Origin of the sequence: Archangium sp. Cb G35 (assembly GCF_001896145.1) — a bacterium.
In the GTDB taxonomy this organism is placed as follows: Bacteria; Myxococcota; Myxococcia; order Myxococcales; family Myxococcaceae; genus Archangium; species Archangium violaceum.
Window position 1 is genome coordinate 225,115 of sequence record NZ_MPOI01000004.1, and the last position, 12,712, is coordinate 237,826.

The 12,712-nt window shown below is 69.3% G+C and carries 17 protein-coding genes; 7 read left to right on the forward strand and 10 right to left on the reverse strand.

All coding sequences use genetic code 11. The annotated features are described in order from the left end of the window. Nucleotide 1 precedes the first annotated feature (1 nt). From BO221_RS54845 to BO221_RS14420, 6 genes are read left to right on the forward strand one after another with little or no spacing between them, the layout of a single operon-like run. Nucleotides 2–166, forward strand: coding sequence for a hypothetical protein (locus tag BO221_RS54845; protein ID WP_158079841.1), 165 nt, complete (start codon nt 2–4; stop codon nt 164–166). Next, on the forward strand, nt 163–360 hold the full coding sequence (locus BO221_RS53685) for a hypothetical protein (RefSeq protein ID WP_073561031.1): 198 nt from the start codon (nt 163–165) through the stop codon (nt 358–360). The genes BO221_RS54845 and BO221_RS53685 overlap by 4 nt, the downstream gene beginning before the upstream one ends. After that, the gene (locus tag BO221_RS52480) at nt 350–958 is read left to right on the forward strand and encodes a glycoside hydrolase family 19 protein (protein ID WP_143195445.1); all 609 of its coding nucleotides are present in this window, start codon (nt 350–352) and stop codon (nt 956–958) included. The genes BO221_RS53685 and BO221_RS52480 overlap by 11 nt, the downstream gene beginning before the upstream one ends. Continuing rightward, nucleotides 955–1,290: a hypothetical protein gene (locus tag BO221_RS14410; protein WP_073561032.1), complete on the forward strand. Its 336-nt coding sequence runs from the start codon at nt 955–957 to the stop codon at nt 1,288–1,290. Before BO221_RS52480 ends, BO221_RS14410 begins: the two co-directional genes overlap by 4 nt. 3 nt (nt 1,291–1,293) lie before the next feature. Next, nucleotides 1,294–1,566: a hypothetical protein gene (locus BO221_RS14415; RefSeq protein WP_073561033.1), complete on the forward strand. Its 273-nt coding sequence runs from the start codon at nt 1,294–1,296 to the stop codon at nt 1,564–1,566. 38 nt (nt 1,567–1,604) lie between these two features. Further along, on the forward strand, nt 1,605–1,829 hold the full coding sequence (locus tag BO221_RS14420) for a hypothetical protein (protein WP_073561034.1): 225 nt from the start codon (nt 1,605–1,607) through the stop codon (nt 1,827–1,829). A gap of 130 nt (nt 1,830–1,959) precedes the next feature. On the opposite strand, the gene BO221_RS14425 is transcribed toward BO221_RS14420, so the two are convergent. Next, nucleotides 1,960–2,334 (reverse strand): hypothetical protein, encoded by a 375-nt coding sequence (locus tag BO221_RS14425; RefSeq protein ID WP_083681031.1) that lies wholly within the window; start codon nt 2,332–2,334, stop codon nt 1,960–1,962. A gap of 125 nt (nt 2,335–2,459) precedes the next feature. Next, nucleotides 2,460–2,855 (reverse strand): hypothetical protein, encoded by a 396-nt coding sequence (locus BO221_RS14430; protein WP_233165999.1) that lies wholly within the window; start codon nt 2,853–2,855, stop codon nt 2,460–2,462. Nucleotides 2,856–4,373: 1,518 nt separating this feature from the next. Between BO221_RS14430 and BO221_RS14440 the strand changes: the two genes are divergently transcribed. After that, a complete protein-coding gene (locus BO221_RS14440) occupies nt 4,374–4,928 on the forward strand; it encodes a hypothetical protein (RefSeq protein ID WP_073561037.1) in 555 nt (184 codons plus the stop codon). A 1-nt stretch (nt 4,929) separates the two neighbouring features. Here BO221_RS14440 and BO221_RS14445 read toward each other — a convergent pair whose 3' ends face one another. From BO221_RS14445 to BO221_RS14480, 8 genes are all read right to left on the reverse strand, one after another. Continuing rightward, on the reverse strand, nt 4,930–6,048 hold the full coding sequence (locus BO221_RS14445; protein WP_073561038.1) for a serine/threonine-protein kinase: 1,119 nt from the start codon (nt 6,046–6,048) through the stop codon (nt 4,930–4,932). A 141-nt stretch (nt 6,049–6,189) separates the two neighbouring features. Continuing rightward, nucleotides 6,190–7,074 carry a ribonuclease H-like domain-containing protein gene (locus BO221_RS14450; protein WP_073561039.1) on the reverse strand — a complete coding sequence of 295 codons (885 nt, stop codon included), beginning with the start codon at nt 7,072–7,074 and terminating at the stop codon, nt 6,190–6,192. Continuing rightward, a complete protein-coding gene (locus BO221_RS14455) occupies nt 7,074–7,490 on the reverse strand; it encodes a (deoxy)nucleoside triphosphate pyrophosphohydrolase (RefSeq protein WP_073561360.1) in 417 nt (138 codons plus the stop codon). Before BO221_RS14455 ends, BO221_RS14450 begins: the two co-directional genes overlap by 1 nt. Before the next feature lie 11 nt (nt 7,491–7,501). After that, on the reverse strand, nt 7,502–8,662 hold the full coding sequence (locus tag BO221_RS14460; protein WP_198956115.1) for a PQQ-binding-like beta-propeller repeat protein: 1,161 nt from the start codon (nt 8,660–8,662) through the stop codon (nt 7,502–7,504). Between the two features lie 10 nt (nt 8,663–8,672). Beyond that, nucleotides 8,673–9,476, reverse strand: coding sequence for a tol-pal system YbgF family protein (locus tag BO221_RS14465; RefSeq protein WP_233166001.1), 804 nt, complete (start codon nt 9,474–9,476; stop codon nt 8,673–8,675). 79 nt (nt 9,477–9,555) lie between these two features. Continuing rightward, nucleotides 9,556–11,016 carry a ribosome biogenesis GTPase Der gene (der, locus tag BO221_RS14470; protein WP_073561041.1) on the reverse strand — a complete coding sequence of 487 codons (1,461 nt, stop codon included), beginning with the start codon at nt 11,014–11,016 and terminating at the stop codon, nt 9,556–9,558. Between the two features lie 11 nt (nt 11,017–11,027). Continuing rightward, a complete protein-coding gene (gene era / locus BO221_RS14475; protein ID WP_043390997.1) occupies nt 11,028–11,975 on the reverse strand; it encodes a GTPase Era in 948 nt (315 codons plus the stop codon). A gap of 144 nt (nt 11,976–12,119) precedes the next feature. Further along, a complete protein-coding gene (locus tag BO221_RS14480; RefSeq protein ID WP_073561042.1) occupies nt 12,120–12,680 on the reverse strand; it encodes a peptidylprolyl isomerase in 561 nt (186 codons plus the stop codon). Nucleotides 12,681–12,712 lie beyond the last annotated feature (32 nt).

Below are 12,712 nucleotides of genomic sequence, written 5' to 3' on the forward strand. Positions count from 1 at the left end.
CATGTGCCTCAACATCATCGACATGCGGAGCGCCACGCGCAGTGCCCGCCGGGCCCTCGTGGACGTCCTGGCCCTCTTCCTCGGCTTCGGCCTGGCCGCCGGTGTCGCCACCAACGGCGGGGAGTGCTGCAACGCCCCGGCCGCCCACCTCGAGGCCGGGCAGTGAGCGCCCCCGGCCCCACGGCCGCGCGCATGGCGCGGGCGGCCCCGTCCGCGGCTCGCCGACGCCGGCAGCTGCGCCGCATCACCCTCACCGCCCTGGGCGTCGCGCTGGGGGCCTCTTGCCCCTACTGGCCCGCGGACATGGCGTGGGTGTGCATCGTCGTCCACCGCGTCGCGGAGGCCCTCCATGCCCCGTAACGTCGGCTTCATCCTCCTCGCCGCGGCCGTCGTGGCCGTCGGAGCGTACGTCCTCATGCAACAAGCCGGGCCCGTCTCCATCGAGCAGCTCAAGGCCATCATGCCCCGGGCGCCAGCGGCGAAGGCCTCCGAGTACCTCGGCCACCTCAACGCCGCCATGCGCGAGCGGGAGATTACCTCTCCCAAGCGCGCGGCCGCGTTCCTCGCGCAGCTGGCCCACGAGAGTGGCGAGCTGCGGTACATGGAGGAGATTGCCTCCGGTGCTGCGTACGAGGGCCGCGTCGACTTGGGCAACACCCAGACGGGCGACGGCAAGCGCTACAAGGGGCGCGGCCCCATCCAGCTCACCGGCCGCGCCAACTACCGGGCCGCCGGCAAGGCCCTGGGCGTGGCGCTCGAGGACAACCCCACCCGGGCCGCAGAGCCGGACGTCGCGTTCCGCGTGGCTGCCTGGTACTGGGACTCCCGGGGCCTCAACAGCCTCGCCGACACCGGCAACTTCCGTGAAATCACCCGCCTCATCAACGGCGGCTACAACGGCATGGCCGACCGGGAGGCCTTCTGGGCCAAGGCCAAGGCCACCCTGGGGGCAGCATGAGCGCCAACGCAGTGGGCAAGGCCGCGGGCAACGTGGCGTTGAGCATTGTCGGGGACGTCCGCTTCGCCGTCGTCCTCACCGTCGGCACCGCCGCCGGCATCTTCCTGGGACGGTACTGGTGGGAGAAGTGGCAGCTGGGTCTCTTCCACCCCCCGCTGATTGGCAGGAACCCCAGGAGCGCGCCCGCCGTCGCCGCTCTCCCCGTCGCGACGCTGCTCCCCTCGCCGTCGCCGGGCAAGAGCGTCGTCGGAGCAGTGGCCGGCACGCCGACGCACGCCGCGCCTCCCGTGAGTGGCATCTGGGCGGGAGGCCTCCCGCCCGAGGAGCGCTGAGCCATGTCACCGTTTCGCCTCACCCTGATTATCTGCGGCGCCATCCTGGGCGTGCGCCTGGCCAATGACATCGCCGACGCCATCGAGGGCGAGGAGGAGCTGCCGCCCGAGCCAGGCCAGGCCGCCCGCCGCGTCGAGCTCGAGGAGAAGCGCGAGGCCCTCGAGGCGGAGTTGCAGGGCGTCCGCATCGTCCGCGAGCTCCCGGCCGAGGCCGGCGCCGCGGAGGAGTTGCCGGCCCTCCCCTTCGGGCCCCCCAGGGAGCCGGCCAAGGCCTGAGCGGGAAGAAGTGGCGGGGAGGCGGGCGTTCTCGGGGTATGGCCCTCTCGCGTGAGCCCCTGCCCCGTCCTCTCGCGCTCCAGAAGCTCGAGGACGCCGTCGCGCTGCGCGACATTGAGGCGCTCCTCGAGGCCATCGCGGACCTGATGCGCACCGCGCCCGAGGAGGACCGGGAGGCCTTCAAGGTGTCCCTCACCGAGGACTTCTGGCAGCGCATGGACGCCGCACTCCTCAAGCTGATCGGACAGGTGCGACGTGTTTGAGTGGCTCTCCAGTATGCTCGCGGCGATGGCGCTGGCCCTGCTGAGCATCTTCGTGACGCTGGACTGAGCCTGCGCTCATGTCGCCGCAACGCCCGCACCGATGTCGGCGCGGGCGTCGGAGGCGCAACAGCTACGGCTGGCAGACGACGTTGCCGCCCTGCACCGCGCACCCCTTGCACGCCTGCGTCGTCCAGGTGCCGTTCGTGCACTTCAGCAGGTTGTCCGGCTGGCCCACGGCGCACTGTCCCTGTCCTTCCACGGAGCGAGGGCAGGCCTGGCCAGCCGTGGCTCGGCTGAAGTCACATGCGACGCGGTCGTTGTCGTCGATGCAGCCCGTCGTGCCGCTGCAGGGGATGGCGCGGAGGACGCTGCTCTCGCAGATGAGGGCCTCGGTGTTGCTGGCGCAGACACCGGAACCGTCCGTGCTGCAGGCATCCCCGGCTTCCGGCGAGCTGCAGGCGACGAGGGACAGGGCGGCGAGCGCGACAACGAGGAGTTGCTTCATGGGTGCTCCTAGCGAGGGTTGGACTGCGCCGCGCACCGTAGCCGCCCGAAGCGGCGCCCGACGTACTCCGGCAGTGGTATTGACGCCGCCCGCCCACCAGTCAACAGCGCCTGCCAACTGGCCCGCTACGGGCTGCCCGCGTCGAAGCCAACGGGCGGGCCCTGCTGCGGCGCCATCGGTAACAGGCACGAGTCTCCGTAGGCCAACGCCTGCTTCGGGCAGTTGGGTGGCCGGGCCTGAATCGGGAGCCAGCAGTAGCCGCCGAGATTCACCTCGAGCCCTTCGACGCAGGGGGCGCGCTTCTGTCCCTTCACCGGCCGAGGGGTGCCCCCTGGCACCAGGGGCTCGCCACCCATGTGAACGTCCACCGTCCAGGGCTGCAGCTCGAGCTCCTCCACCGCAGCACCGACGGGCGGCAGCTGCTCCGCGCGGAGCTCACCCCGGGGGCCTCGAGGCAGCAGCTGCAGCGGCACCACCGCAAGTGCCAGCACAGCAACCAGGGCCACTGCCGCACGCGCCATCCGGGCCCACAGGGGCCGCGCGTCGCGTCGGTGGACTCTCCGGTTGCGAGGGGGCATGGGCGCACCATACCCGCGCCGACGTGCAATCTGCCGCCGCCACCGACGGAGCCCGCGCCAGGGAACGGCGCGGCCGCGACGAGGACCTCGACCAGGTGCACGCTCACTCGGAGGCGGCCCGGCAGCTGGTAGCGCGGCGGGGCGCTGGCGATCACCGAAGGACGCCTCGGCAACCTCTCGCAGCAGCGCCATCCGCCCGAGGCCCCACCAGACGCCAGCTCGGAAGGTGCCAGGCGGGGACAGGTGGGGCGGGCCGAGCGCGGCGAGCCTGGCGGCCTCGGCCTCGTCTCGAGCACGCTCCGCCGCCTTCTCCTCCTGCACCTGGGCTTCCCACAGCTCCCGGGCCTCGCGGAGGGCCTCCGCGGGGCACTCGTAGCAGCGGAACCAGTGCCCCGAGCCGAAGCGGTGCCCGCTGCACACCCACGCCTCGCACACCCGGCACCGCCTTGAGGCTCGGGTGGTGCACCCGTCCTTCTCGCACTGCGCGGACCTGTATCCGGTTCGGTATGTCACAGGCGGCGCCTACCCGAGGAAGGAGCTCCCGCGACAGGAGCTAGGGTGTGGGATCCGATGTCCCGACCCGACGCAACGAGAGCTCCTCCCGAGCGGCGCGTCGCAGCAGCATTCCAGCCTCGCCGCGAGCGTCCACCACCCCAGGAGCCTCTCCACGACTCTCGGCCCACAGTTCCAGGAGCTGGCGTAGTACTCCGTAGGCGTCGGCTTCGTCCGACTTGGTGCCCCACAGCCCGGTAGCGAGGACGACCTCAGCTGCGTGTGCGATGGTCCGGAGCCTCTCGTACTCTTCGAGATGGCGCGGGTCACACGGAGTAGACGGTCGCGGGAAAGCCGGGTCGCTCGCGGAGACGGGACACTGCATCGCCAGTCGAACGAGGCTAACGTTAGATTTTGGCTCCGCCACTTGTGGCCTCCGGCCGCGCCACCCCCACAGGTTGTGGCTCCGCCCTCCCGCCGGGAGGCGGGCATCTCTCTCTGGGGTTGATTCAGGTGCTACCAAGCCCTACGCTGGCCGTTAGGCCACCAGCAAAGACAGCTGGTGGCCCCCGAGAGAGAGGACAGGTGTGGGATCTCTCGCCCGGGGGCACACCCTTCCGCTGTAGCTCGGCAAAGCGACAGCGGGATTCTTGGGAGTCTGAGGGACGGCAAGCCCGACGACATCCAGGCGCGGCCCTCGGACCTCGGAAACTTAAACTCGCCCTCCCACAGGCGCGTGTAACCGTCCGGTCTGACATCGACCGGAGCGGCACAGGTACGCTGTGCGACCGAGCGACTTGGACGCCTGTTTTATACGCCCAGGGGCGACAGAACACAAGGCGTTATCAGACCCTATGTCAGAGGGAAACGGGGTGGAAGTCGGCTGCTTCCGGGCCTGCGCCCCAGCCTTCGGAGCCTGGCTTTCGCGCTTCTCGGTCCGGTCGTTGGGACATAGGGTCTGCGCGCCCTATGCGACTCCTCCGTTTGAGCTTCGCCGTATGTGCGGCTGCGGCCGCGCTCGCCGTGGCCGGATGTCCCAAGCCCTCCACCCCTGCCGATGACGCGGGCGTTCCCGCCGCCGGATCCGAAACGGCCGCTGAAGCCGACGCGGGTCCGGGCCTCGCGTCGTTCTCGCTCCAGTACACGCTCCCGGATGCTGGCCTGGAGGCCATTCCCCTCGTGGGCGAAGAAGAAGGCCGCCCGCTCATCGATCCCACGTCGACGCTCGAGCTGCGCAGCACCCTGGCGCTCCGCAACCACCGCGTCCGCCTGTTCGACGAGGCCGAGCGCGCCATGATCTCGGACGACTCCGCCGAGGAATCCCCTGACGGGCTGCTGTACCGGATCTCCCTGCCCACGCCCCTCAAGAGCGGCCACAAATACACCCTGGTCATCGACGCGCAGACCGGCACGTCGATGACGGATTCCCAGGGCCGCGAGGTTCCCGACATGCGGATTCCCTTCCAGGTCTCCGGTGAAAAGGAAAAGCCGCAGCCGCCGCCCACGAAGAAACGCCGGCGCTGACTCAGTGCTCACTGCGCCGAGGCGCCGCGTCCGGGAACACCTCCGGCTCCAGGACGTCCGCGGACTCGCGCAGCAACTCCGCCTCCTTCACGGCCACGAGCGCCTCCCGGGCCGCCTCCGGGCGCCCGTACGAACGCCCCTGGACCACGAGGAACTCCCGGAGCGCATCCCGCAGCTCCAGGCCGGACTGGTAGCGCTCGGCCGGCTCGCGCCGCAGCGCCCGGTGCACCACGGCCCGCAGGGGCGCTGAAATCCCCTGGGTGGCCCGCTCCACGTCCTCCGGGCCGAACCGCTGGATGCGTGCCGCCATCTGCGCGATGGGCACCCAACTGGGCTCCTCGCAATGCGCCTCGGGCAACGTGGCGGACTCCGGCCCGGATGCCTGGGCCGCCTGCTCCACGTCTTCCAGGTCGAACAGGTGCTTGCCCGTGAGCAGCTCCAGCATCACCAACCCCAGCGAGAACAGATCCGAGCGGTGGTCCACCTTCTCCAGCCGCATGCGCTCGGGAGACGCATACGCGATGTCCCCGCGCAGCACGTTGGCCGTGGTGGCCTCGCGCCCGGGCAGCAACGAGTACGCCACGCCGAAATCCACCAGCTTCACCTCTCCGCTGCTGCCCACCCGGATGTTCTCCGGGCTGACGTCCCGGTGGACGATTCCCAGGGGCCGGCCGTGCTCGTCCGTCCGTGTGTGGGCATGGTGGAGCGCGTCCGCGACCTCGGAGATCACGTGGCACACGAAGGCCTCGGACATGGGCCGCTGACGCATGGCCGTGACGCTCAAGACCGTCTCCAGGGAGCGGCCCTCCACGAACTCCATCACCACGTACGGCAGGCCCCCATGCAGCACCAACTGGTACACCTTGGCGATGCCCGGGTGGTCCAGCCGGTAGGCCAGCTGGACCTCTTCCTTCAACCGCTGTTTCTGCGTCTCACTGAGCGGCCGCGACAGCCGCTTGATGATCACGGAGCCCGCGGGCCCCTTCGCGTAGCGGCGCCGGGCGAGCAGCAGCTCGCCATTGCTGCGCCGTCCCAGCCTGCGGACGAGCTCGTAACGGGTCCCATCCACGGAGAAAAGCAACCGGGGGTGGTTCGAGGACTCGGGCCTGTCGATGGACACTCGGGCTCTCCTTCGCGACGCCAACGCCGCGCCAGTGAAATGCCGGAGGTAGGGCCCAGACGCCGAACCTCCAGCGTCAGCCACCCTACCAGACCGGGCTGACACGGCCGCCCGACCTCTCCCCTCGGGTCCGAAAGGGCGTCAGTCCTGGTGCAGATCCCTGTCCTGGGCGCGCACCCGCTCGAGCACCCGCAGATCCCTCTCCGTGGGCCCCAGCTCCATGATGAGCCGGCTCACGTCGTAGAGGACCTCGCCCCGCTCGAACACGGGCACTCGAGGTTCGCCGTCCAGGTTCAGGTCGTCCAGGGCGCGGTTGTACGCCTTGTCCATCAGGGACCGGAGCTGGAACGAGTCATAGAGGTTGTACTCCACCAGGAAGCGCAGGGCCTCCACGTCCCCGCGCGCCAGGTACGCGCGCCACAACAGCACCGCGTCCCACCCGTTCACGCCCTTCATGTGCGGCGGCCGCCCCAGCCCCAGCTTGTCCTCGAGCTCCTTCAGTCCGCCGCCCATCCCCAGACGCCGGCACACGAAGCGCAAGTCGATGTGCGCGTCCGGTGTCGGGAAGCGCTTGCCGAAGTACTCGCGCAGCACCGGCACGTCGAAGCACGAGCCGTTGAACGTCACCCACAGCCGCCGCTCCGCCATGGCCTCCGGCAGCTCGTCCATGTTGCGGCCCTGGATGAAGACGCGCAGCCCCGAGTCATCGAACAGGGCCACCACCGTGGGCGCCTGCTCCTGCTTTCCGTCCGTTTCGATGTCGAAGTAGACCGCGTCGCGCGCGAACTCGGGGTACAGCCGCCAGTGCTCCCTCGGCGGCACCATGGCGGCCAGGCCCTTCAGGTCGCGCCGCTCCAGGGCCTCGCGCGCCAGCGCCAGCCGCCGGCGGGCGCCTTCGTCCAGCTTCTGGCCGAGCACCGAGCCGTTCCCCGGAAAGTCGTCCCAGGTCTGGATGCCGCGGGCCCACAGGTCCTTCTCCTTCCAGGGACCCACACCCGGAATGAGCTGGAACGTGCGCCGCAGCATCAGCCCAGCGGACCCAGCCTGCCCGCCACCAGGTCCTCCAGGGGCGGAATGTCCGCCTCGCAGAACGGCAGCGCCAGCATCTCCGCCGGCGTCAGCCATGCCAGCGCGTTGGCCCCCAGCGTCTTCGGCTCCCCCGACTCCAGCCGGGCCAGGTACAGCACCAGCTCCACCGTCAGGTCCGAATACTCGTGTCTCCCCGCCCATAGCCGACTCCCCACGTGGAGCCGGACATCCAGCTCCTCCCGGCACTCCCGAGCCAGCGCCTCCGGCTCGGACTCCCCGGGCTCCACCTTGCCGCCCGGAAACTCCCAGAGGAGCCCCCGGCTACCGCCCGGCAGCCGCTGCTGCACCAGGAATCGCGACCCGTCCCCGGGCTGGGGAATCAGGGCGGCCACCACCCGGACCGTCCGCTTCACGGCCCCCTGCGTCAACCGCTCCTCCCATCCAACCGGAGGGAGTACAGGTAGCCGTTGTTGGACAGCACGTACACCTTGCCGCCCACCACCCGGGGCGGAGCCGAGATTCCCTCACCCGGGTTCCACGCCAGGCGCGACTGGCCCGTGCGCGGGTCCACGAAGAGCAACGAGCGCTGTGCGGGCACCAGGAGCATCCCCTTGACCAACACCGGCTCCAACCCGGCCCTTTCCTCCAGGGTTTGCGACCAGAGGAGCTTTCCGCTGTCGGCCAGGTAGGCATCCAGGCGGTTATCTCCCGTGGCCACCAGCACGTTGCCGTGCAGCAGCAGCGAGGTGATGCCCTGGGCCACCGAGTTCCACACCACGTCGCCCGTCTCCGCGTCGAGCGCGTAGAGGCCACCGGCGTACGAGGCCGCGTAGACATGGCCCGACTCGTCCAGCACCGGCGAGGTGTCCACGTCCACGAACTGCGTGACACCGCCCGGCACCAGCGTCTTCTCCCAGCGCACGCCGCCGTCATCCAGATCCAGCGACACCAGGGAGCCATCGGAGAAGCCCACCCAGGCCGTCTGCCCGCGCACCGCCGGCGTGGACGCCCGGTGGATGGTGAAGCCCGCCGGAGGATCCCTCCGGTACAGCCATGCCAGCTCGCCCGTGGCCCGCTTCACCGCGAACAGGGTGTCGCTCTGCGAGGCCACCAGCACCAGGTCGCCCGCGAGCACCGGCGCCGTCGCCAGCGCCTCGCCCGCCGCGTACTTCCACTTGAGCGCGCCCGTCTTCGCGTCCAGCGCGTGCAGGGCGCCGTCGGAGCCCGGCACGTAGGCGATGCCGTCATCCACCGTCGCACCGGCGTAGAAGCGGTTGCCCACCGTGTAGCGCCAGAACTCCGTCCCCTCCGGGTCGAAGCTCCGGACCAGCCCGTCCCGGGTGAGCGCGAGGACGCGCTCGTTCTTCGCGTCATACGCCGGTTGCGCGTGCTCACGCGGGGCGTACTCGAGCAGCGTGGGGCTGACGAGCTGCCTCCACCAGTCCACCGTGAAGAAGTGGTGGGGAGGCTGCACCGGCGCGGCGGTGACCGGATTGCCGTACACCGGGACCGTGGTGCAGGCACCGAGCAGACCCGCCGCCGCGAGCCCACCCACCCAACGCTTCCACCCGCTCGCGGTGCGCATGATCAGGCGGTCACCCCGCGTCCGTCTTCTGGGTCGCCGCGGGCGTCGGCTCGGGCACCTTCACGCCCTGCGCCGCCAGCACCGCCAGCCGCTCCGTGGCCAGCCGCCCCGCGGCCGCGTTGCCCTGCGAGGCCTTCAGGTCCGCCAGCAGCTGCGCCGCCTCGTCCTTCTTGCCCTGCGCCGCGAGGATGCGGGCCTGGTGGTACTGCCCCATGCCCTGCATGAACTCACCGGAGGTCTCCGCCTTCGACATCTGCTTGAAGGACTCGAGCGCCTGATCCAGCTGGCCCTTGGCCTCGTGGGCATAGCCCTGGCCCTCGTAGGCCGCGGTCAGCAGCGGAGAGCTCTTCGGGGCGTCCTTCGTGTACTCGCCGAAGGTGGCCACGGCTTCGTCGTACTTGCCCAGGCGGTACTGGGCCTTGCCCAGCGGCAGCGCCGCCGTCAGCGCGGCCTCCGTGCCCTTGTGGTCCGTCCGGAACTTCGTGAGCTCCGTGACGGCCGTCTCGTTCCGCTCCTGCTCGGACTTGAAGGGGGGCAGCTCGCCCGCCGCCGGCTGCAGCTGCACGCCCTCCACCACCGGACGCTCCAGCGATTCCAGCGCCTGGCCGAGCTGCTTGGCCGCCGCCTCCTCGCCCCGGTTGTTGAAGTACTGCACCAGCGCTGCGATCATCCCGCCCACGACGAGCACGACCGCCACGGTGCTGATGATCTGACTGCGCTTCATCAGCCAGTCACTGGCCTCGGCGCCGTACAGCTGGAAGGCATCGGGAGCGCTGAGCTCCTGCTTCGTCATCTTCTCTGACTTCTCGGCCACGGTGGTTCGCACCTCTGTACAGGGTCGAAGGGCGCGCAATCTACGGAGCGCGCACCCGCAGTGTCAACGCGGACATCCCTCAATGCTTCGACTTCCCGGCGAGTTTGGGCCGCTTGCGCGCCGCCCGCTTGGCCTGGCCCGGGCGCTCCCGGAACAGCAGCCGGATGGGGACCCGCAGGTCGAAAGTCCCTCGCAGCTGGTTGGTGATGTACCGCTTGTACATGTCCGGTACACCGTCCGGCCGGTTGCAGGTGATGGCGAAGGTGGGAGGAGCCGTCCCCACCTGGGCCATGTAGTACAACCGCAGCGGACCCCGGCCCACGATGGGCGCCGGGTGGTTGTCCGACATGTGCTCCAGCAGCCGGTTGAGCTGCGGCGTGGGCGCCCGGTACCGGAACTGGACCGCCAGCTCCACCGCCAGCTCCAGCACCTTCTCCACCTTGGAGCCCGTCAGCGCCGAGGTGAACACGATGGGCGCATAATGCACGAACTTCAGCGCGTGCTTGAGATCCTCGCGGAACAGCTCCTGCTTGCGCTTGTCCGTGCTGATCAAGTCCCACTTGTTCACCACGATGACCAGCGCGCGGCCCTTCTCCTCGGCGATGCCGGCCAGCTTGGCGTCCTGATCCACCGCCGGCTCCGTGGCGTCCATCAACAGCACAGCCACGTCGCTGCGCTCCATGGACTTCAGCGCCGCCACCACCGAGAACTTCTCCACCCGGTGGGCAATCGTCTTCTTGCGCCGGATGCCCGCGGTGTCCGTGAGGATGACCTTGCGGTCCTTGTACGTCAGCTCCGAGTCGATCGGATCCCGCGTGGTGCCCGGCACCTCGCTGGCCACCACCCGCTTCTCCTTCAGCAGCGCGTTGACCAAGGTGCTCTTGCCCACGTTCGGCCGGCCGATGATGGCCACCCGGATGGGACGCTCCTCTTCCTCGGCCGGAGCCTCCTCCGCGCCCTCCTCGCCGCCCTCCCCCGCCTCCGCGGCTTCCTCCGCCCTGTCGGCCTGCTCGCGGGCAGCGAGCTCCTCTGGAGACGGCGGGGGCAGCTTGCCCATCACCGTCTCCATCATCGAGCCCACCCCCAGGCCGTGCTCGGCCGAGATGGGGAACACCTCCCCCAGTCCCAGCTTGAAGAACTCGCCGGCGAGGGCCTGCAGGGTGCCCGACTCGCTGTCCAGCTTGTTGGCGGCCACCACCACCGGCTTGCCGCTCTGGCGCAGGTAGTGGGCCACATCCTGGTCCGCCGAGGTCATACCGACCCGGGCGTCCGTCACGAAGATGATGGCATCACACTCCTCCACCGCCAGCTGCGCCTGCTCGCGCACCTGTTGCAGCAGGGAGTCCTTCTCGCCGGGCACGAAACCGCCCGTGTCGATGATGGTGATGTCCCGGCCGTCGTAGTCCACGTCCCAGTAATGCCGGTCGCGGGTGACTCCGGGGATGTCCTCCACCAGGGCGATACGGCGCCTGGCGAGGCGATTGAAGAGCGTGGACTTGCCCACGTTGGGACGGCCCACGATGGCGACCAGAGGCTTCATGCGCGTACTTCCTACTCGTAACCCAGCTTCTTGAGGCCCTCGGGACGCTCGCTCCAGCGAGGCTCCACCCGGACCCGTAGCGAGAGGTACACGTGCGCCCCCAGCAACCGCTGGATGGCCTTGCGCGCGTCCGTCCCGATCGTCTTCAGCATCTGCCCCTGCTTCCCGATGATGATGGCCTTCTGGCTGTCACGCTCCACGTAGATGGAGGCGGCAATCCGGATGAGGCCCGCCAGCTTGCCAGGGGGCGTTCCAGGCGGTGGCTCGCGTTCGGACTCGTCGAAGAAGTCCACCAGCACCGCCGTGGAGTACGGAATCTCCTGCCGGCAGTGCCTCAGCACCTGCTCGCGGATGTACTCGGCCACCAGCGTCTTCTCCGCCTGGTCCGTCAGCACATCCTCGGGAAAGAGTGGATCGCCCTCGGGCATGTGCTGGAGCACCGCCTGGAAGAGCTGTTCCACGCCATCGTCATCCTTCGCGGAGATGGGCACCACCTCGGCGAAGGGAAACTCCTTTCGGTACAGATCGATGAGCGGCAGCAGCACCGGCTTGAGCACGGTGTCGATCTTGTTGATGACCAGGAAGGTGGGCTTGCCCGCCTTCTGCAGCCGCTCGAGGATGAACCGGTTGCCCGGACTCACCTCGGGATTCTCCGTGGCGGCACCCGGCTCGATGACGAAGAGGACCAGGTCCACGTCGTCCACCGCCTGCAGGGCCACGTCCACCATGTAACGGTTGAGCTCGCCCTTGGCCTGGTGGATGCCGGGCGTGTCGAGGAAGGCCACCTGCCCCTCCGGCCGCGTCACCACCCCCAGGATGCGATTCCGGGTGGTTTGCGGCTTGGGGGAGACGATGGCGAGCTTCTCGCCTGTCAGTTGATTGAGCAGCGTGCTCTTGCCCACGTTCGGACGGCCAATGAGCGCGGCGAACCCGCTGCGGTGTGTCTGCTGTGGAGCCATCTAAAGCTTCGAAGGTCGAAGGTGATCAGGGAGCCCCCTCTGGAGGGCGCGCCCCAAGAACTACTCGGAACGACATGGAACATCGGACCCGCCGTGAAATGTGGCAACCCGGCGGGCAACCGCCTCCAGGGCGGCTCGGGACGCCTAGGCCGGCGCGGTGGTGGAGATGGTCAGCTTCGTGATGACCACGTCCTTCTCCGGCCGGTCTTTCGCGCCCTTGGCGATGTCATTGGCGACGCGATCGGCCACCTCCTGGCCCTTCAGGACCTCGCCGAAGATGGTGTGCTTGTTGTTCAGCCACGTCGTCGGCGCCACCGTGATGAAGAACTGGCTGCCACCGCTGTTCGGCGCGGCCGTCTTGGCCATGGCCAGCTTGCCCTTCTTGGCGAAGTCGTAGCCGTTGTTGAACTCATCCTTGATGGTGTACCCCGGCCCGCCCACGCCCTGCCCGAGCGGATCCCCACCCTGGACCATGAAGTTGGAGATGCAGCGGTGGAAGATCGTCCCGTCGTAATAGGGCTTGCCCGTCATCTTCTCGCGCGTCCCCGGGTGCACCCACTCCTTCTCGCCCGTGGCCAGCCCCACGAAGTTCTGCACCGTCTCCGGCGCGGCCTTCGAGAAGAGCTTCACGATAATCTGCCCCTCGGTGGTGTCGAAGGTGGCGTAGAGATCCTTGCCCGCCCGCGCCTCATCCAGCATTCCCATGGCTACCTCCCAGATTGAATCCCACCAGCGGA